The sequence below is a fragment of the Mangrovimonas sp. sgz306409 genome, assembly GCF_059735265.1.
Map to the genome: position 1 here is coordinate 1 of NZ_JCAPEU010000005.1, position 20075 is coordinate 20075.

Annotated in this window: 15 protein-coding genes and 2 tRNA genes; 10 read left to right on the forward strand and 7 right to left on the reverse strand. The window is 38.6% G+C overall.

The features are described 5' to 3' along the window. Positions 1-1012, forward strand: a 1012-nt coding sequence (locus tag AC6I5C_RS09595) for a T9SS type B sorting domain-containing protein (protein WP_497904969.1), incomplete at its 5' end; no start/stop codon positions are given. 294 nt (positions 1013-1306) lie between these two features. Here the strand turns inward: AC6I5C_RS09595 and AC6I5C_RS09600 are convergent. Then, entirely contained in the window at positions 1307-2827 is a 1521-nt protein-coding gene (locus AC6I5C_RS09600; protein ID WP_497904970.1) for an OmpP1/FadL family transporter, read from the reverse strand. A gap of 42 nt (positions 2828-2869) precedes the next feature. Next, a complete protein-coding gene (locus tag AC6I5C_RS09605) occupies positions 2870-3859 on the reverse strand; it encodes a hypothetical protein (RefSeq protein ID WP_497904971.1) in 990 nt (329 codons plus the stop codon). 100 nt (positions 3860-3959) lie between these two features. On the opposite strand from AC6I5C_RS09605, the gene proS reads away from it, so the two are divergent. From proS to rpsT, 4 genes are all read left to right on the forward strand, one after another. Next, entirely contained in the window at positions 3960-5438 is a 1479-nt protein-coding gene (proS, locus tag AC6I5C_RS09610) for a proline--tRNA ligase (protein WP_053975677.1), read from the forward strand. A gap of 148 nt (positions 5439-5586) precedes the next feature. Continuing rightward, positions 5587-5658: transfer RNA gene (locus AC6I5C_RS09615), tRNA-Glu, on the forward strand. Between the two features lie 87 nt (positions 5659-5745). Continuing rightward, positions 5746-5817 (forward strand) — tRNA-Glu (locus AC6I5C_RS09620). Between the two features lie 23 nt (positions 5818-5840). After that, positions 5841-6092 carry a 30S ribosomal protein S20 gene (gene rpsT / locus AC6I5C_RS09625; RefSeq protein ID WP_053975676.1) on the forward strand — a complete coding sequence of 84 codons (252 nt, stop codon included), beginning with the start codon at positions 5841-5843 and terminating at the stop codon, positions 6090-6092. Between the two features lie 190 nt (positions 6093-6282). On the opposite strand, the gene rho is transcribed toward rpsT, so the two are convergent. Beyond that, the gene (gene rho, locus AC6I5C_RS09630; RefSeq protein WP_497904972.1) at positions 6283-7980 is read right to left on the reverse strand and encodes a transcription termination factor Rho; all 1698 of its coding nucleotides are present in this window, start codon (positions 7978-7980) and stop codon (positions 6283-6285) included. 221 nt (positions 7981-8201) lie between these two features. Here rho and AC6I5C_RS09635 point away from each other — a divergent pair, with 221 nt between their 5' ends. Next, positions 8202-8612, forward strand: a complete 411-nt coding sequence (locus AC6I5C_RS09635; protein WP_497904973.1) for a DUF4293 domain-containing protein — start codon at positions 8202-8204, stop codon at positions 8610-8612. Positions 8613-8696: 84 nt separating this feature from the next. On the opposite strand, the gene AC6I5C_RS09640 is transcribed toward AC6I5C_RS09635, so the two are convergent. Continuing rightward, positions 8697-9188, reverse strand: coding sequence for a metallophosphoesterase family protein (locus tag AC6I5C_RS09640; RefSeq protein WP_497904974.1), 492 nt, complete (start codon positions 9186-9188; stop codon positions 8697-8699). Between the two features lie 105 nt (positions 9189-9293). Here AC6I5C_RS09640 and truA point away from each other — a divergent pair, with 105 nt between their 5' ends. The 4 genes from truA to AC6I5C_RS09660 all read left to right on the forward strand — a co-directional run bounded on the left by truA (position 9294) and on the right by AC6I5C_RS09660 (position 14435). Next, positions 9294-10037: a tRNA pseudouridine(38-40) synthase TruA gene (truA, locus tag AC6I5C_RS09645; RefSeq protein ID WP_497904975.1), complete on the forward strand. Its 744-nt coding sequence runs from the start codon at positions 9294-9296 to the stop codon at positions 10035-10037. 8 nt (positions 10038-10045) lie between these two features. Continuing rightward, positions 10046-11812, forward strand: coding sequence for an ABC transporter ATP-binding protein (locus tag AC6I5C_RS09650; RefSeq protein WP_497904976.1), 1767 nt, complete (start codon positions 10046-10048; stop codon positions 11810-11812). Between the two features lie 339 nt (positions 11813-12151). After that, positions 12152-13768: a tetratricopeptide repeat-containing sensor histidine kinase gene (locus AC6I5C_RS09655; protein WP_497904977.1), complete on the forward strand. Its 1617-nt coding sequence runs from the start codon at positions 12152-12154 to the stop codon at positions 13766-13768. 4 nt (positions 13769-13772) lie between these two features. Further along, complete coding sequence (locus AC6I5C_RS09660) at positions 13773-14435, forward strand: response regulator (protein WP_497904978.1); 663 nt, start codon at positions 13773-13775, stop codon at positions 14433-14435. A gap of 181 nt (positions 14436-14616) precedes the next feature. Here the strand turns inward: AC6I5C_RS09660 and AC6I5C_RS09665 are convergent, their stop codons facing one another. The 3 genes from AC6I5C_RS09665 to AC6I5C_RS09675 form a co-directional block, all read right to left on the reverse strand. Further along, complete coding sequence (locus tag AC6I5C_RS09665) at positions 14617-14862, reverse strand: hypothetical protein (protein ID WP_076664197.1); 246 nt, start codon at positions 14860-14862, stop codon at positions 14617-14619. Positions 14863-15036: 174 nt separating this feature from the next. Next, positions 15037-18960 (reverse strand): T9SS type A sorting domain-containing protein, encoded by a 3924-nt coding sequence (locus AC6I5C_RS09670; RefSeq protein WP_497904979.1) that lies wholly within the window; start codon positions 18958-18960, stop codon positions 15037-15039. A gap of 462 nt (positions 18961-19422) precedes the next feature. Further along, on the reverse strand, positions 19423-19575 hold the full coding sequence (locus tag AC6I5C_RS09675) for an SsrA-binding protein (RefSeq protein ID WP_497904980.1): 153 nt from the start codon (positions 19573-19575) through the stop codon (positions 19423-19425). Positions 19576-20075: the final 500 nt, after the last annotated feature.

The window sequence follows — 20075 nt, forward strand, 5'->3', positions numbered from 1 at the left end:
CGGCGACCCGACCGACGACAGCGTACAGTTCGACCTGTCTGCCATGGACGCGGAACTTCTGGACGGACAGGACCCGACAAACTATACGGTGAGCTACTATGCCAGCGAGGCGGATGCCGAAGCGGGAACAGGCCCATTGCCGACCCTTTATGAGAACGTGACCAACCCACAGGTGATCTACGCCCGTGTGGACAACGATACCACACCGGACTCCATCTGTTACGCGGTTGCTGAGCTGACCCTCCAGGTGAACCCACAGCCGGTGTTCGACCTCTATGATAGCTATGTATTGTGTCTGGACACCAACGGTACCGAGGCGATAGACCCACCGGTACTGGAGACGGGGCTAACGGAGCCAGACTACCTGTTCATCTGGTACTTCAACGGACAGGAGATCGCGGGGGCTACCAGTGGCAGCTATGAGCCGACAGAAGCGGGGATCTACAGTGTAACGGTGATCGACGTGTCCACCTCTACGGTGACCATGTGCGAGCGCACGGACACTACCGAGGTGATCGAGAGCGCACCGCCTACAATCGTAGCGGAAGTAATGACGGAGGCCTTTGCGGACAACCACATCGTGGTGGCCACGGCCAGCGGTGACAGTACATATGAGTACAGCCTTGACGACGGGCCATGGCAGGACAGCGGCGTGTTCGAGGACGTGCCATGGGGAGAGCATACAGTGACGGCCCGTGATATTTTGGGCTGTGGAGAGGCCAGTGTGACAATATCCGTATTGGATTATCCGTTATACTTTACGCCGAACGGTGACGGTTACAACGACACTTGGAACATTGTTGGATTTAGTGACCAATCGGCGACAAGGATTTTCATCTTCGACAGACAAGGAAAGCTTATAAAGCAGATCTCTCCATCTGGCGAAGGATGGGATGGAACGTACAACGGAGCCGCGATGCCGAGCAGCGACTACTGGTTTGTTGTGGAGTACACCGAACCATCTACGGGACAGAGCAAGGAGTTTAAAGCCCACTTTACCCTGAAACGCTAGAGTAGAGTATTAAAGTAAAATAGATATAATAGAAAAAATCCCGAACCACATGGTTCGGGATTTTTATTTATATAGGTATAATTACTGGTAAGATAGATGTTTTAGAATGTTTGAATGCGGAAGGTATTCGTTTATTTGTTTATTGAGAAGAATGAACTAGGGTTTAATTATTCTTAGTAATATATTGAAATGAAATAGGTGCGATTGATAATTAGTTTTGGCAAAGAAGTAAAAAAAGGTCCTTAAGATTAAGCTCAAGGACCTTTTTATGATTTATAATAAATAGTATTTGTCTTATAGATTAAAACCTAAGGTGATAACAAAATTGCTCACTTTGGAGTCGATTAGAGCATTATCAGTAAGGCCCACATTGTAAAGTTGATAGTTGACATCTTGCTTTGATTGGTCGAAGGCAGCATCTAATTTGAAATTTCCAAAATTATAACCAATTCCAAAGGAGTAGCCGTTTAGATCGCCATACAAGTCGTTGTTTTTATAAGGACTTTCTTCAAATCTGTAGCCAGCTCTCAAGCTTACCCGTTGTATGCGATATTCACCTCCAAATCTGTAAGAGGAAGCTGTTGAAAGGGTATTTCTGATCAATGAATTTTGACTAGAAAAATATGGGTCGGATTTAGGTTTGAATTTAGTGTTGGAATAATCTCTTATAGAATAGTCAAAACTTAATAGCCCTTTGTCTCCAAAAACATAGGCCAAACTTCCTGTGAATTTTCCAGGTGTCTGTAATCTGTAGTCAGGGAAAACATTAATGATATTCGGATTAATAATTTGAGCAATTTCTTGGCTACCTTCGGTTCTGTAGGTTTCTAAATATTGAGTGGTTTCTTCTGCAATTGTATACCAAGTAGGGGAGGTGTACGTAGCTCCCAATCTTAGAGATTCGGTAAGTTTGCCTATAGCGCCAAGTTGAAATGAAAATCCTGTTCCTATAGTATACAATCCGTTTTCAAAACCGACTTCATGGACCAAAGATCCAGAATTATTGTTAGTTTCATTTAAATAGGTATAACGTTCATAATTGATAAAATGAGTATTCAAATTTAGTCCTAAATAGAGTTTGTCTTTAAATTGTGAAGACATGTTGAAAGCTAACTTTCCATTATACCCTCTCGCCGAATAGTAATAGTTTTGTCTGTAAGATCCCGGAGCGATATTGGAGATATATGAGGTGTTTTCATCCAAATCATTTTCAGGGTCTATGATATAGGATTCGTAACCCAAAAACGCCTGTTGGTTATTGTAGCCATAGGCGGAACCAATAGCAGAATAGGCTTCGGAATAGGATTCTCCTGGAAATGCAGAAATTTCATCAAGTCTTAAGCCTTGCGCATAGCCAGTGAAATAAGAAGCAATGGAGTTGTCGGTATTGGTTCCTGAAGCAGTCCAATCATTATTAAAATTAGCCACTTTGTCATAGCTAACACCAAGAACAAATTTCTTCCAAGGAGAGTTTCCATTGGTATTATTAAAAACAAAAGCGCCTCCTATTTGGTTTAAGTCAAATTTGGATTCTGAAGAGGATCTGTTGTTACCGAAATAGTTCACATCATTGTTGATAGCTTGAACAGATAAAGAAAATGTAGCGTAACTACGCGTAAAAACAGATGATCCTGCAGGGTTGATGCTGATAGCTGATAGATCTCCTCCCAAGGCTCCAAAAGCTCCAGACATTGATCTAAATCTAGCGGTTCCCTGAATATCATCAAATGAATACCTTAAAGCGTCTGAGATGTCTTGTGCCATAAGTTGGGACATAGATAATGCCCCTATAATTAGGAAACTTAACTTTTTCATACAATTTGGTTATTGGATTATAAGTTGATTGAGGTTATGGTTTTAACGTCTTCTACCTGATGAAGAACGTGAACCGCCACCGCCTCCTCGGGTGCCCATAGAGCCTCTAGAGGAACTTCCACTTCGCATACTTGGCATGCTACTTCTACTTGGTGTAGAGTAACTTCTAGTTCTAACGTTGGAAGAATTATTGGTTCTAGGCGTATAACCAGAGTTGTTGTTTCTTACTGTGTTAGATCTATTGTTTTGAAGCGTAGAGGTTCTGCTACTTGATCTACTCAACGTGCTAGTACTTCTTCTTACAGAAGACCTGTAATCACGGGTTAAAGTAGAATTTTGTCTGCTGCGATTAACAGCAACTCTTCCTCCTGGGTTGTTATAATAGTTGGAATATCCTCTTCTACCAGCATTGTAAGAAGCGTATGGTCTTCTGTAATGTGGGTATCCGTAATAGGGGTAGCCGTAGTAGCCACCGTAATAGCCTCCATAATATGGGGAGCACCATGGGTCATAATAACCCCATCCCCAGCCAACGTTCCAACCCCAGCCGTAATTCCAACCAACATTCCAATATGGGTAATAATTCCAAGCTCTCCAGGAATAAGGATTGTAACCCCAATAGTTGTATCCCCAATAGCCATACCCAAAATTGTTGTAGTAGTTAATGGAAACTTCAGAGCTGTTGTCTCCCCATCCGGCGTAACCTTTATAGTTGTCTATAACAGCGGTGGTATCTTGCTCTTCATAATAATTCCCTTCATAAGATTCAATATCGGTAAAGATGATATCTTCAGATTGAGGAATCTCTTCATATTGTTGGGATTTTTCGGCAAAATAGGCTTTGTAGTAGCCATTGTTGCTCGCCGAAGTCTCTACTCGAGGGGCATCTTCATAAACCACACCATTTGAGTTGTATATACCATCGTTATCATAACCTGCATATTGGTAGGAACCGCAAGAAGCTAACAGGAATACAAAACCCAGTACAACAAATAATGGCAATTTTGATTTTACGTAGCTGTTAAATTGCATATCTCTTTAATTTTATTGTTGAACATTACAAAAATAGTTAGTTTTGCCGAACTATTCTTGTATTTAACATTAGCGCAATTTTTGTGCCAAAACACTTACGATGAGCAAAAATCTTACGAGCAGAGCCGAAGACTATTCAAAATGGTATAATGAATTGGTTGTGAAGGCTGATATGGCTGAGAATTCAGCTGTTAGAGGGTGTATGGTAATCAAGCCATACGGATACGCAATTTGGGAAAAAATGCAGGCCGAATTGGACAGAATGTTCAAGGAAACAGGGCATCAAAATGCATATTTCCCGCTTTTTGTTCCCAAAAGTTTGTTTGAGGCTGAAGAGAAAAATGCCGAAGGCTTTGCTAAGGAATGTGCGGTAGTGACCCATTATAGGTTGCAGAACGACCCTGACAATGCCGGTAAATTAAGGGTAGACCCAGAGGCTAAATTGGAAGAAGAATTGGTAGTAAGGCCAACTAGTGAGGCTATTATTTGGAACACTTATAGAGGGTGGATTCAAAGTTATAGGGATTTACCAATTTTAATCAACCAGTGGGCCAACGTGGTGCGTTGGGAAATGCGCACCAGATTGTTTTTAAGAACTGCAGAATTCTTGTGGCAAGAAGGGCACACTGCTCATGCCACAAAGGAAGAAGCATTGGCAGAAACGGAGCAAATGAATAAGATCTATGCCAATTTTGCAGAAAACTTTATGGCCATTCCAGTTATTGAAGGCGTGAAAACCGAAAGTGAGCGTTTTGCAGGTGCAGTTGAGACTTACTGTATAGAAGCTTTGATGCAAGATGGGAAAGCTCTTCAAGCGGGAACATCGCATTTCCTTGGTCAGAATTTTGCCAAGGCTTTTGATGTGAAGTTTACTAATGCTGAAGGAAAACTAGATTATGTTTGGGCAACTTCTTGGGGAGTTTCTACGAGGCTTATGGGAGCTTTGATCATGACCCATAGTGATGATAATGGATTGGTATTGCCTCCAAACTTAGCGCCAATACAAGTGGTTATTGTTCCTATATATAAAAGTGAAGAGCAACTAAACGCTGTTTCTGAAAAGGCACAGTCTATTATGGAACAATTGCGTAAAATTGGTGTAAGTTGTAAATACGATGATAGAACAACGCATCGTCCAGGTGCCAAATTTGCACAGTATGAGTTGCAGGGAGTTCCAGTGCGTATAGCCATTGGTCCTAAGGATTTGGAAAATGGAACGGTTGAATTGGCGAGAAGAGATACACTTTCCAAGCAATCTGTAGCCATGGATGATTTGGTAGAGGTAGTAGACGGTTTGATGACAGAGATCCAAGAATCTCTATTTAATAAAGCCCTAGACTTTAGAAATACCCATATAACAGAGGTTGATACGTTTGACGAGTTTAAGGACGTTTTGGAAAATAAAACAGGATTTATATCGGCGCATTGGGATGGAACACCTGAAACAGAACAGCAAATCAAAGAATTGACCAAAGCTACTATTCGTTGTATTCCTTTGGATAGAAAAGAGGAGGAAGGGGTTTGTGTGTATTCAGGCAAGCCTTCAAAAGGTAGAGTATTGTTTGCAAAAGCCTACTAAGAAAATTTTTTTTCAAAAAAGTTGAATTAGGTATTGCAGCATTTAAAAATAGTTGTATTTTTGCAACCGCAATTGAGAAATTGCTCGTTATTTGAAACGTATTGCAAGATTGAATAGTGAATTAATTTACGAATTCAATAAATACAATGGCCCGTTCGTCTATCGGCTAGGACGCCAGGTTTTCATCCTGGTAAGAGGGGTTCGATTCCCCTACGGGCTACAAATAAAAGTACATTAATTTACTGAGAGATGTTGTGAGTGTAAGAAATATGTTTTACATTTGCGCTCTCGAAAACGAAACATTAATGGCCCGTTCGTCTATCGGCTAGGACGCCAGGTTTTCATCCTGGTAAGAGGGGTTCGATTCCCCTACGGGCTACAATTTTTTAATATAGAAAGAAAATGGCAAATCATAAGTCAGCATTAAAAAGAATAAGAAGTAACGAAGCTAAGCGTTTAACTAATAGATATCAGCACAAGACAACTCGTAATGCTATCAAAAAGTTACGTGGAATGGAAGTGGCTAAAGAGGCTCAGGAATTTTTGCCATCTGTTGTATCTATGATTGATAAGTTAGCTAAGAAGAATGTAATTCATTCTAACAAAGCTGCTAACTTGAAGTCAAGTTTAACTAAGCACGTAGCTTCTTTGTAAGAAGAAGAAAAAGATAGATTAAAAGTCTTTCCAAACGGAAAGACTTTTTTTTGCTTCAAACTTATCTAATTCAATCTTGAAGGTATTCTTATAAGTTAAGGTAGTTCAGGAGTTGGAAATCATTAGCAAAAAGAAAGCCCATGAATAAGTTCATGGGCTTTTTAATATACAATGTTTAAATACTCAATTTCTATCCATTCATGGAGATCAGGAACTCTTCGTTGTTTCTGGTTTGTTTAAAGCGATCGTTGATAAACTCCATAGCCTCTACAGGGTTCATATCGGCAAGGTATTTTCTCATTACCCACATTCTTTGAATGGTGTTGTCGTCCAGTAACAAATCGTCTCTTCGGGTACTTGAAGAGGTAAGATCGATAGCAGGGAAGATTCTACGGTTGGAGATTTTTCTATCCAACTGCAGTTCCATGTTACCTGTTCCTTTAAATTCTTCAAAGATTACCTCGTCCATTTTAGAACCTGTTTCAGTTAATGCTGTTGCGATAATGGTCAAAGAACCTCCATTTTCAATATTACGCGCAGCTCCAAAGAAACGTTTTGGTTTGTGAAGCGCATTGGCATCAACACCACCACTTAATATTTTACCAGAAGCAGGCTGTACAGTATTGTACGCTCTGGCCAATCTTGTAATGGAATCCAAAAGGATTACCACATCGTGACCACATTCTACCAAACGTTTGGCTTTTTCCAATACAATATTGGCAATTTTTACGTGTTCGTGAGCTTCTTTATCAAACGTCGAAGCAATTACTTCACCACGCACGTTTCGTTGCATGTCTGTAACCTCCTCTGGACGTTCGTCAATCAACAAAATCATTTGGTATACTTCTGGGTGGTTTGCCGCAATGGCGTTTGCCACATCCTTAAGAAGCATGGTTTTACCAGTTTTTGGCTGAGCAACAATCATTCCACGTTGTCCCTTTCCGATAGGAGAGAACAAATCCATAATTCTTGTAGAAATAGTGGCTTGTTTTTCAGCGATATTGAATTTCTCCTGAGGGAACAAAGGTGTTAAGTGCTCAAAAGAAACACGGTCTCTCACCACTTCTGGTTTTTGACCATTAATCTTACTTACCTTAATTAACGGGAAATACTTTTCACCTTCCTTTGGCGGGCGCACATGTCCTAAAACGGTATCTCCGGTTTTTAACCCAAACAATCTAATTTGTGATTGCGATACATAAATATCGTCAGGAGAAGACAAATAATTATAATCTGAAGAACGAAGGAAACCGTAGCCGTCTTGCATGATATCCAAAACGCCTTCACTTTTTATAATTGCGTCAAATTCGAAATCAGGTTCACGATAGCGGTTTCTAGTGTCCTTGTTACCGTTGTTTCCTTGATGTTCGTTTTTGTTATCTCTTTGATTTTGCTTGTTGTCGTTGCGTTGCTTTTTGTCAGAGTCTTTAGGACGCTGTTTGATGTTTTTGTCGTTGGTTTTCTTTGGTTCGGCAACGGCAGGGGCAGCTGTTTCGGCTGCTTTAGGTTCTTTTGGGGCAGGAGCGGCCTCTTTTTTGGCTTCAGCAAATTCCATTTGCTGTTGTTCTTTTTGTTGTGTGGCTGGTTTTTTTATGCGCTCTCTTTTCTTTCTAGGGGCTCTTTCGGGCTGAGTGGTTTCTTTTTTCTCAGGTTGCGATTTATTCGTGCTAGCCGGAGCGGTTTCTTTTTTCTCAGGTAGCGCTTCATTAGTGCTGGCCTGAGCGATGATTTCTTTTTTGAAGGCTTCCGGATTGGCTGCCTGATGATCTAGGATTTGGTATACCAAATCCAATTTTTTAAGGGTGCGGAACTTAGGTACGTCTAATTGCTTAGCGATTTCCTGTAGCTCGGAAAGCTTCTTTTCCTTTAATTGCGAAATTTCAAACATGTATATTAATAAAAAATAATGTAATATTTACTGAATTGATTTGATTCGAAGTTTTCTGAAATTGAAATAAATGGGAAAAACTAGAAAAAAATCTGAAGATTTAATAGGCTGTAAACCTTTTGGGTAGCAGCTTACTTATGCAATAATACAATTTTATTTTATAATTTAATACATCTTTTAAAAAGAAACTCTTAGTTTTGTGGCTAAATTTTTAAAAATAGATGCTACAGCGTATTCAAACTGTTTATTTATTGATAGCGACTGGTATTTCGGCCGGTTTGAGTTTTGTATTCCATTTATGGACAACCGCGGAAGGAGCACCTTTTTTTGCAAAGGACAATATATTGTATTTAGGTTTGTTTTTATTGTCAGCAATATTATCTTTGGTGTCTGTATTTAGATATAACAATAGGAAGTCACAATTTGTATTGGGACGACTTAACATCATATTGAACTTTATTTTATTAGGATTATTTGTATATCAATCTCTAAATTTATCTGGAGAAGCAGATGTTTCTGAGAAAGGTATTGGGATTCTTCTTCCTATCTTTTCTATCGTATTTTTGGTTTTAGCCAATAAAGCCATCAAAAAGGATGAAGATCTTGTAAAATCTGTAGATCGATTACGATAAAACCTTATATCTTAATTATTTTAGTGCGTAAAAAACCCAGAGCGAAAGTTCTGGGTTTTTTTATGGGGTATTTTGAAATAGGGTTTAGCGTTTAAATTCTATCACTTCCAAATTGTCAATTTTTGGACCATCTATGGTAAAACGCAGCATGGTTCTTACTTTATGAAAGCCATGGGTTCCCACGGCGCCGGGATTCATATGGAGTAGGTTCAATTTTTTATCGGGCATAACCTTTAGTATATGCGAGTGCCCACAGATAAATAGCCTTGGGGGATTTTCGTAAATCTCTGGTTTTACCCTAGGGTTGTAACGTGGTGGATAACCTCCAATATGCGTAATCCACACATCTACATCCTCGCACATAAAACGGTTATTTTCGGGGAATTCGGTTCTAACTTTGGTATCATCAATATTCCCGTAAACAGCTCTTAAAGGTTTTAGTTCTTTAATAGCATCGGTGACTTTTAAGTCGCCAATATCTCCTGCATGCCACACTTCATCGGCTTGTTTGACATACTTGAGGATGTCGTCATCTATATAGCTGTGGGTATCTGAGAGTAAAAGTATCCGTTTCATATTTAGGAATGGAAAAGCGTTTTTCCTTTTTTTAAATATTAGATTCCTGCCTTAGCGGGAATAACTTTATCTTTGTGGGTTCATAAGCAAAATTAAGATTTTCGATTGAGATATTTTATTGAATTGTCATATAACGGCAAGGCCTACCATGGTTGGCAAAACCAGCCCAATGCCATTTCGGTGCAGGAAGTTTTGGAAAAGGCATTGTCCATGTTGTTGCAGGAGGACATAGCGATTGTAGGAGCGGGAAGAACGGATACTGGGGTGCATGCCTCGCAGATGTTTGCCCATTTTGATACCGATAAAGTGGTGGAAGACCTTAACTTGGTATATAGACTAAATTCGTTTCTGCCAAAGGATGTTGCTATTCATGATATTTTCAGGGTGAAGGAAGATGCCCATGCACGTTTTGATGCTACTGGAAGGACTTATCATTATAAAATTTCCAATCGTAAAAATGTGTTTTCTTTTGATTATGCTTATTTAATGACCGTTTCTTTAGATGTGGAAAAGATGAATGCAGCCTGTGAAATATTGAAACAGTATAAGGACTTTCAGTGTTTTTCCAAGACCAACACAGATGTAAAAACATATATATGTGATATCAAGGAAGCCGTGTGGGAGGAGGCCAATGGAGAACTTACTTTTATCATTACCGCCGATAGGTTTTTACGAAACATGGTAAGAGCCATTGTGGGCACTATGGTGAACATAGGTTTAGGCAAAACTTCTTTGGAAGATCTACATCAAATTATCGCATCCAAGAGTAGAAGCGAAGCTGGTTTTTCGGTACCGGCACACGGATTATATTTAACGGAGGTGGTCTATCCCGAATCAATAAAACTATAAAGTAAGTTATGTCCAAGAAAGGAAATGTTTTTGATGTCACCTTGTTCAAGCGCTTAATGCACTATACGCGCCCTTACAAAAAAGTGTTTTGGTGGACCATGGCTTTTGTAGTTGGGCTTGCTGTTTTTGGAGCGATACGTCCAAAAATTTTACAGTTGGCCATAGATACAAAAATGGCAATCCACGAGTATGATGGCTTCTTGAACTATATCCTATTAATGGTATTGGTATTGGTATTGGAGGTAGTTTGCCAATTGCTGTTCATTTATTATGCTTCCTGGTTGGGACAATCGGTAGTAAAGGATATTCGGGTGAAACTTTTTAAGCATATGTTAAGTTTCAAAATGAAGTATTTTGATAATTCTTCCGTGGGAATTTTGATTACCCGAGCCGTAACCGATATGGAACGCATTGCCGATATTTTTGGGGAAGGCCTTTTTATGATTTTTAGTGATGTTCTTAAAATGCTCGCTGTGGGAGCAATGATGTTTTATATGAATTGGGAATTGTCACTAATCGTTTTTACCACTTTACCATTGGTGTTATTTGCTACTCGAATTTTCCAAAAGTACATGAAGTTGGCTTTCCAGGATGTAAGGACGGAAGTTTCCAACTTAAACAGTTTTGTTCAGGAGCGTGTAACGGGAATGAAGATTTTGCAGTTGTTTACCCGAGAAGATATTGAGTACAAGAACTTCATGGCTATTAATGAACGCCATAAAAAAGGGTGGTTAAAAACGGTATGGTATAACTCCATTTTCTTTCCAGTAGCCGAATTTCTATCTTCTATTACCATTGGGTTAGTGGTGTGGTATGGGGGACTTCAAGTCATAAACGACAGCACAGCTTCGGTGGGTGAATTGACCGCTTTTATCATGATGATCCCTATGTTGTTTAGACCTTTGAACCAAATAGCCAATAAGTTCAATACCTTGCAAATGGGTATGGTGGCGGCCGATAGGGTGTTTAAAGTGTTGGATACAACCTCTCAAATTGATGATACAGGGTCTTTGGAAGCCGAACATTTTAAAGGGGATATTTCCTTTAGGGATGTGCGTTTTTCTTATGTGGAAAATGAAGAAGTGCTGAAAGGCGTGTCGTTTGAAGTAAAGGCTGGGCAAACGGTAGCCATTGTTGGTGCTACCGGTGCTGGAAAATCTACCATTATCAATTTGTTGAATCGTTTTTATGACATTCAAAGTGGACATATCTTAATCGATGGCATCGATATCAAGGATATGACGCTTAAATCATTAAGGGCTCAGATTGCTGTGGTGCTGCAAAACGTCTTTTTGTTTGCCGATACTATTTTCAACAATATCACTTTAAACGATCCGAATATTACACAGGAGGAGGTGGAAACTGCAGCCAAGAATATTGGAATTCATGATTTTATCATGAGTTTGCCTAACGGCTACCAATATAATGTGAAGGAACGCGGTGTAATGTTGTCTTCGGGGCAACGTCAACTTATTTCCTTTTTAAGAGCTTATGTTACCAATCCTAGTGTGTTGGTATTGGATGAGGCGACTTCTTCAGTCGATTCCCATTCCGAACAATTGATTCAGGATGCTACCGATAAAATTACCAAAGGCCGAACTTCTATTGTCATTGCCCATAGATTGGCCACCATCAAAAAGGCCGATATGATTTTGGTGATGGCTGCAGGGAAAATAGTGGAGCAGGGGACCCATAAAGAATTGCTCAAGAAAACAGATGGCTACTACAAAAATCTGTATGAAGTGCAGTTTATGAAAGAGGAAGTGGCTTCTTAATTAAGCTCTTTTACTTTTCGTGATAATAATATTTTTGAAATTTTATAATCTGCACTGTCACGGAAGACCATGATTTTTGTAGTTTGGATATCCTGTGGAGTAGGAAATTGAGTTTAAAACAAGACCCTAGGAATAATTGAATTCGGGAAAAAGGAGCGTCATTACGGAATTCCGTAATGACGTTTAAAAGTAAAGTCCTACTATTGTATTCCCAATAGTTATTTGAGAACAAATAACCAACCAACCTGATTTAAGACACGTCCAAACAGGCGTGTCTTTTTTTATTCTTCCAAGTAAATAAAGGGGTTATCCTGCTGTTTTTATTGTTATTTTAGGGGCATGAAACCAACCTTGTCTATTCTATTTATATGCCTTTTTGGGGTGGTGTTGCATATACAGTCCCAACAAAAAGTGGATAGTCTTACCTATTATTATCAAGTTGCTAGTCGCCCAGAGTCCAATGCCCAATTGGCAAAAGCTTACAATTTTTATAAGCAACATAAAGATGAGAGTCTTCAGAAGAAGGACATTGAAAAAGCTGTATTTGATTTAAGATTATTGGCAAGTATAGAAAAGAAAATGGGGTTGTTGTCTGATAGCGAAATTTCCAGTGTGGAGGCTTTGGAGTTGTTGGGACAGATGGAGGATTCTGAAAAAATAAAGGAAAATAGAATTGGCATTTATAACCATTTGGGAATCGTTTACCGAAGTTTGGACAATCCTTCAAAGGCCTTGGAGTTTTACAATAAGAGCTTGGAATTGGTTGAAGATGAGAGTAGCAGAGCAACCTTATTGAATAATATCGGGAATTTGTATATGGATGAAAGCGAATACACCAAGGCCTTGGTGTATTTTGAAGAGGCTTATACAAAATCCCCTCATTTAGGTGTTAAGATGACAGCGCGAATATTGGATAATTTGGGGTTGGCGCAATCCAAGTTGCACCAACCGGAAGCGCTTCAAAATTTGTTGGAGGCCCTATCCATAAAGGAAACTAACAATTATGTTCCGGGAATCATCACAAGCTATAGTCATTTGTCGGAATATTATTTGGATAGGGGAGATAGGGAAACGGCCCTGGATTATGCCAATAAGGCTTTGGGGTTTGCAAAAACGCTCAATAATCCGCAGTATTTAGAAAGTACGTTGTCTACATTGTTGCTTCTAAACGGTACACCGGAAGTGGTTCAATATAAAAAGCTGAAGGATAGTTTGGAGAAGGCCAGAAGACAGGCCAAGGACAATTTTGAGTATTACAGGTACCAGTTTAGTGAACAACAACGCTTGTATGAGGAAAGTGAATTTGAAAGGCAAAGACTCATCATGATATTGGTATTGGTAATAATGGTTTTTGGAACTGTATATGTTATAGGAAGGATAAAGCACAATAAAGAGAAGCTTCAAAAAGTATTTGAAACCGAAACGCGTATTTCCAAAAAGGTACATGATGAGGTGGCCAATGATGTGTACCAAATCATGACCAAATTGCAGGCTAGCAAAGAAACTGAAGAGGTTTTGGATCATTTGGAAGCAGTGTACCGAAAAACGCGGGATATTTCCAAGGAACACAGTGATATTGATGTGGAACATAATTTCGGAGAAACCTTAATGGAATTATTGAAAGGTTTCAATACTGAAGAGGTTAGGGTTATTGTGCAAAACCTTTCAAAGGTAGATTGGAGGCTATTTTCAAATTTGCAAAAGGCAACTATTTATAGAGTCTTGCAGGAGTTGATGGTGAATATGCGAAAGCACAGCAAGGCTTCTTATGTGGTTTTGAAATTCGAGCAAAATGGAAAACGGATGCAAATTCAATATGCTGATAATGGCATTGGAACCGAACTTTATAAGAAAAGCGGCCTTCAAAATACGGAAAACCGTATGAAATCCATTAAAGGTTCCATTACCTTTGAAAGTAATAATGAAGCCGGATTTAAGGCATTGATAAGAATTTGATAGCATGTTCAATAAAGTTTTAATAGTCGACGACTTAGGAAGTATCAATCAAGGTGTGGCCTCGGTATTGCAAACTTTAAAGGTTTCCAATGTGGTTCAGGCCCAATATTGTGATGAAGCTTATCTAAAACTCAAAAAGGCCAAAATGGATGGTGAGCCCTTTGAATTGTTGATTACAGATCTTTCTTTTAAGGCAGACCATAGGGAGCAGCAATTTACTTCGGGTGAAAGTTTGGTAAAGGCCATTCATCAGGATTTTCCAAACCTTAAAATTATTGTCTATTCCATAGAAGATAGGTTGCAAACTGTTAGGCAGTTGTTGGAATATGGTGTCAATGCCTATGTGTGTAAGGGGCGCAGAGGTTTGTTGGAGTTACAGCAGGCTTTGGATGAGGTTTTTAACGGAGGACAATTCCTTTCCAAAGAGATTTCACATGCCTTAAGCCAAAAATCAGAAATGGAGATTGAGGATTTTGATATTGAATTGATGCGGCAGTTGTCATTGGGCTATTCGCAGGATCAAATCAGTAAATCTTTCAAGGAAGCTAAGGTATACCCCAATAGTTTGAGTTCCATTGAAAAACGACTCAATAGACTTCGAATTCAATTTAATGCCAATAATGCCATTCATTTAGTGGCTATTGTGAAGGACTTAGGGTTAATCTAAAATAAAAACAGCGATGTTACGGATACCCGTAAAAGATATTTTATAGCATACCCTATTTTTGACATGCTATTAGTTAATTGCATTAGGGAATTTTTTTACTGAAGGCGCATTCTTAGGGATGTGCCTTTTTCTGTTTCGTTAAAACGAAAAGGATTTAAGGGGAATTTTGAAAAGAGGCAACCTAAAACTTCACTGTCTCCATGGCGCATGCGCCCCAAGGGCCAAACGACATTTTTCCTTTAAGAAGGTCTATTTCAACCAAAAGTGTTTTGAGTTCTTTATTGGCAGTCCAATAGGTAATTTGGTAACTGTGATAGTGCTCGCTACTGTCTTCCACAAGAAATTTTAAGGAATCCAACGAGCTGTAATCGTCAAGTTCATAAAGGAACGAAGTCAAAAGTTCCTTGGTGTCTAAATCCTGTACCATGGTTGGCGTTTTTTTTGTAAACGTAAAATTAATCCATGATTTGTAGCTGGGCAACTTTAAAGGCTACTTTCAATGTTAAGTTTTTAGGGAATTTTTTCATTTTACTTTAGCTGTCTGGAACATATAAAAAAAGCACCCATCAGAGGGTGCTTTTTTAGAAAGTTTTTTATCTAGTTAGTGCTTAACGTAGAATTTACCAGTATAATTACCAGCTTTTACAAAATAGTAACCTTCAGGATAGTTGGTCACATCAATTGTTTTACCTTTTCCTTTATGTACTTGGTAGCCTGTTTGGTTGAATATAAAAATATTACCAGGGTGATCTGTTTCCAAGGTTACATATTCGCTGGTTGGGTTAGGGTAGCATTTTACCGTATTTTGGGAGCCAAAAGCATTAACTTGGGGAGCCGCCGTTGATGGAGCTACACAATCAAAGCTAAATTCAAAGAATGAATCTGAACCTATATTTTGTTGCTTTTCTTGAGATGTACCAACATCATTGGTTGCTTTTACTTTGGTGGTTACAGGTAGTAGCTCCTCACCGCTAGGATTAAAAGGCATATAAGGTCCATATCCGTAACGGTATACATATGTACCGGATGTCCCACCACATAAATTTGCAGTAGCTAGCACTGTTTGGAAGTCAAAACTAGCATCAGCACCAGTGTTTTGTTGCATTTCCTTAGAGGTTCCCTTGTAAGAAACTTGCACTTTGGTGTTTCCTGACAATAATTCCTCTCCATCTATAGGGTTGAAAGATGTGTATGAGCCATAGCCAAATCTGTATTGCCATGTAGCATCTGCAGTGATATCATTATCAGGATTAGACTCTACAAGGCTAGCGGTTACTTTTACAGTATTGAAGTCAAAACTAGCATCTGCACCAGTGTTTTGTTGTATTTCCTTAGAAGTTCCTTTATGAGAAACTTTTACTTTGGTATCACCTGGTAATAACTCTTCTCCATTTACAGGATCTAAAGTTGAATAAGAATCATAACCAAATCTGTATTCAAAAGAAGCATTTTCAGTAATATCAGTGGTAAGATTAGACTCAAATAGGCTGGCATTCACTTTTACAGTGCTGAAATCAAAATGAGCAGTCGAACTAGTGTTTTGCTGTATTTCCTTAGATGTTCCTTTATGAGAAACTTTCACTTTGGTATTTCCAGGTAACAGTTCCTCTCCTGTCGTAGGGTCGAAAGAAGTGTACGGGCCATAGCCAAATCTGTATTGCCAATCATCAGCATCGTTAGTGATATCATCAAAAAGCGAAGTCTCAAGATCAGCAGTCACTTTTACGGTGTTGAAAATAAACATGGGGTTGCTCTGAACATTCTGTTGGATTTCTTTTGAGGAACCTTTATAGCTAACATTTACCTTGGTATAACTTGGGTTACCATCGATAAAAGTCCAAATACCGTTGCCTGTGGCATCAGTGCCTATGGTAGTGTAGCTTCCGTAACCAAAACGGTATTCAAATTGGGCATTGGCCAAGCCATTGTCTTCGCTATCCAGAAGTTGTACAAAAATAGGCGCTTGCTCTTGGGCACATCCACTAATGGCTACAGACGTTTCTAGGTCAAGGTTACCATTGTTATAGAATCTGAAATCGTAAGTGCCAGGGAACATATAGGTGTTACATGGTAAGGTTAACCAATGGGTACCATAATCATTGTATTTTACCATATCGGAGTTAAAGCAAACTCGAGTTGGGTAGAATTCAACCGTGGTAGAAGTATTTACGGAAGGGTCAGCCAATATAATTGATTTGGTTTCGAAAGTGTAAATATTCTTAGCTCTAAGGTCATAAGTTCCTGGGAACAATTCAATAGAAGCATTACCATCAACTCCTGTAGATTGTGGATCTAAATCGATCCAGTGAGTACCGTAGTCGTTGTATTCTACTTCAATACCTTCAATAGGCATGTTGGTGTCACAGTCTTCTAGATGAGCAACGGCCAATGCTGTTTGGAACTCTACCAAATCCGTACTTCCTGATGTTGGTATGTTCAACGTGTTTTCCTGAACAGAATAGTTCTTTTTAGCTCTGAACTTAAAGTCGCCAGGGAAAAGCTCTATACTCGCATTACCATTAGCATCGGTGTATTGAGAGTCAAGGTCTATCCAATGTGTACCGTAGTCGTTGTACTCAGTTTCTATGCCATCAAAATTAGCCCCATCATGTTTTTTTACATGAGTGGTAAATGTTGAAGTTTGGAACTCTACTGTTCCCATTGCTCCAGAACTTGTCAACTCCAGTGTATTTTCCTGTACAGAGTAATTCTTTTTTGCTCTAAACTTAAAATCACCAGGGAAAAGTTCAATGCTGGCATTACCATTGGCATCAGTGTATTGAGAATCCAAGTCTATCCAGTGAGTACCATAATCGTTGTATTCCGTTTCAATACCTTCAAAATCTGAGCCGTCTGTTTTCTTCACATGGGCAGTATACTTTGCGGTTTGGAATAAAATATAATCTGGACCAGTAATAATATATTGGTTAGAGTAGTCTTTACTGGCACGGAATTTCCATGAGCCTTCAAAATCAGCGTTTAAAACATAAAGATTTCCATTTTCATCAGTTGTACCAACGTTAACATAGTTAGTCCCATAATTATTACGTTTAATATTGACGTTAGGTAGTGGGCTACCATCGGCTTTTACGGTTTTAAACAGGTATACGTCTCCTATTTCAGTATTACAGTCAATAGTAATCCCCGGGATACTTATGTTACCGAATTTGAAAATATAGTCACCTGTTAGAAGGTAGCTTGGATTGGTGTAGGTGCCCCATCCATTTTGATAGAATTTCACTAGGCCGTCAAAATTAATGTCCAATTCAACAGCGGTAAAAGTTGGTGTGCTGTTTGTAGTAATATCAATACCGTTTTGTGATTCAACCCCGTGGTTAAAATAGGTTCTAAAAGTATAAGTTCCTGGTAGTAGCTCTGTAGAAGAGTTGTTAGGGTAAAGCCCAGACCATCCATTTTGGTAATGTTTTACTTGGCCACCTTCTACCTCAGTGGTATTATCGCAGGCCAATAATTTGGGGGTTACAGTTATAGTTTCAAAATCGACCTCTTGTTCAATTCCAGAAATTGTAACGCCTGAGATGCTTTGCACTCCTTTATTGTAGTAGGTTCTAAATGTATAAGTTCCTGGTAGTAATTCTTGAGGGTTTACAGTATTATTTGAGTCATACAAGCCAGACCATCCGTTTTGATAGTGTTTTACCTCTCCATCTGTTAACTCTTCTCCGTCTGAGTTCTTAAGGGTAGGTATTACACTAACAGTAACAAAAGGAACCTCTTGAGCATTACCGGAAATTGCAACTCCAGACATGCTTTGTACTCCATTGTTGTAGTAGGTTGTAAAGGTATAATTCCCGGGGAGTAATTCAGAGGTGTCTTCGTTAGAAGTGTAAAGTGCAGACCATCCATTTTGGTAATGCTTAACTTGACCTCCTGTTAAGGTAGCTCCAGTGGAGGTTTTTAAGCTAGGTGTAACAGATACTGTTTTAAAGAGTACTTCTTGTTCATCTCCAGAAACTGCTACGCTGGACATGTTTTGTACACCTTTGTTGTAATAGGTTGTAAAGGTATAATTCCCAGGAAGTAATTCTTGAGGAGTATTGGAATCGTAAAGTCCAGACCATCCATTTTGATAATGTTTTACTTGGCCACCTGATAATGTAACGCCGTTAGAATCTTCTAATGAAGGAGTTACAGTTACAGTATTAAAAATAACCTCTTGCGAAGCACTCGTAACAGCGGTATTGATGGATTGCACCCCTTTATTGTAGTACATTTTAAAAATAACGCTTGTAGATGACGTTGTATAGCTAAACTCTCCATTCCCGTTGTTCGTGTCAACTGTGGACCAGCCAGAGTCATAGACTTTTAAGATTGCAGAGCTTCCATCTGGTAATGGGTTCTCTCCACTGTCCAATAGTTTAATGGTAATGTTGGTTTGAGCCATTAATGCCGAAGTAGACGTTAATAACCAAATAAGGAGCAGGTAGGTTAGCGAACGGAAAAAGGGTTTGGGAGTTTTGGTTGGTGGTTGGTTAAACGCACCTTGCGTAATGGATTTGTCCATGAATAAATAATTAAGGATTAATAAATGAATCGATAGCCATAGTTATATAGGGTCACTATAACATGGAGGTGTAGAAAATGGCAGATTCAGGGCAAGAATCGTTACCTATTTTAAGTAGGGAGTGCAGGTGGTTTGGGGTAAGTATTTTATTTTTAAGTATTTATGTTTTTTAGGTAAAACGATAAACCTCTAGTATAAATAAAATCAATAATTAAATACGATATATCTTACAAATGTTAAATAAAGGTTAATTACGATTTATCTAACGTTTTGTATAAAACTACGGTTCTATGTTGTTAGAAAATATACCCATTACTACGTAATTGTTTACTTGATTAATTCAGAATGTATGATATGAAAATGGAAGTTTAAGATTTTGGTTTATAGTGTTTTATTGGGGTTTGGTGTGTTTTTGTGGAAGAAAATAGTGATTCTTGACAGGTTTTAAGAATGTCAGAAAGATCAGTCCAAAGCATTTTTGGTGATGTAGGCACGCCAACCAATAATAGCCATTTGAAGTTTGTTGGCTTTGCTAAGGTCTAACTGTTGTTTGCTGAAACTTGGCAGTAAGCGTTTATTCAGTTTTGCGATGCTCTTAAAAAGGTGTTTTTTCATCTCGCTAAGATATTGAGAACTTAAAAATAGTAAAACTTATTCTAGAACTAAGTTTTACTTAAAAAGGTCCAAATGGTTATCTGATAGAGAATATTAAATCGATTAATATTTTAGCAAGAGTGATCATGGTGTTATGGTTTTAAGGGTTAATAAATAGATTAAATTCTTGATTGTTTTTTAAAGATATCAGGAGGAACACCTTATTTCCAAGCATTTTTAAGGAAATTAATGAAATTGACTTCTAATTTATAAGTAAAAAAATAGTAGGTATTCCAAATTGAAATACTTATGTCTTCAAATATGTTTTTAAATGTAAGTCTTAAGTTTGTTTTATGTTTTAAACTGTAATAATTCTAGGGGTGTTTTGAAGGTGTTTTTGAAATCCTAGGGAAGTTGAGGAAGGGAAAGGGGCGTTTTTTAAGGAATTCATCTTTTTTGAGAATTCCGAAAGAATCAAAAAGGAGAATTTAAAAGGTTTTGTTTTTGAAAATGAAAGAAGG

Excerpts from the sequence above, each read along its gene's own strand:
- AC6I5C_RS09600 (WP_497904970.1), bottom strand. The coding sequence starts at position 2,827 with ATGAAAAAGTTAAGTTTCCTAATTATAGGGGCATTATCTATGTCCCAA.
- AC6I5C_RS09605 (WP_497904971.1), bottom strand. The coding sequence starts at position 3,859 with ATGCAATTTAACAGCTACGTAAAATCAAAATTGCCATTATTTGTTGTA.
- proS (WP_053975677.1), top strand. The coding sequence starts at position 3,960 with ATGAGCAAAAATCTTACGAGCAGAGCCGAAGACTATTCAAAATGGTAT.
- rpsT (WP_053975676.1), top strand. The coding sequence starts at position 5,841 with ATGGCAAATCATAAGTCAGCATTAAAAAGAATAAGAAGTAACGAAGCT.
- rho (WP_497904972.1), bottom strand. The coding sequence starts at position 7,980 with ATGTTTGAAATTTCGCAATTAAAGGAAAAGAAGCTTTCCGAGCTACAG.
- AC6I5C_RS09635 (WP_497904973.1), top strand. The coding sequence starts at position 8,202 with ATGCTACAGCGTATTCAAACTGTTTATTTATTGATAGCGACTGGTATT.
- AC6I5C_RS09640 (WP_497904974.1), bottom strand. The coding sequence starts at position 9,188 with ATGAAACGGATACTTTTACTCTCAGATACCCACAGCTATATAGATGAC.
- AC6I5C_RS09650 (WP_497904976.1), top strand. The coding sequence starts at position 10,046 with ATGTCCAAGAAAGGAAATGTTTTTGATGTCACCTTGTTCAAGCGCTTA.
- AC6I5C_RS09655 (WP_497904977.1), top strand. The coding sequence starts at position 12,152 with ATGAAACCAACCTTGTCTATTCTATTTATATGCCTTTTTGGGGTGGTG.
- AC6I5C_RS09660 (WP_497904978.1), top strand. The coding sequence starts at position 13,773 with ATGTTCAATAAAGTTTTAATAGTCGACGACTTAGGAAGTATCAATCAA.
- AC6I5C_RS09665 (WP_076664197.1), bottom strand. The coding sequence starts at position 14,862 with ATGGTACAGGATTTAGACACCAAGGAACTTTTGACTTCGTTCCTTTAT.
- AC6I5C_RS09670 (WP_497904979.1), bottom strand. The coding sequence starts at position 18,960 with ATGGACAAATCCATTACGCAAGGTGCGTTTAACCAACCACCAACCAAA.
- AC6I5C_RS09675 (WP_497904980.1), bottom strand. The coding sequence starts at position 19,575 with ATGAAAAAACACCTTTTTAAGAGCATCGCAAAACTGAATAAACGCTTA.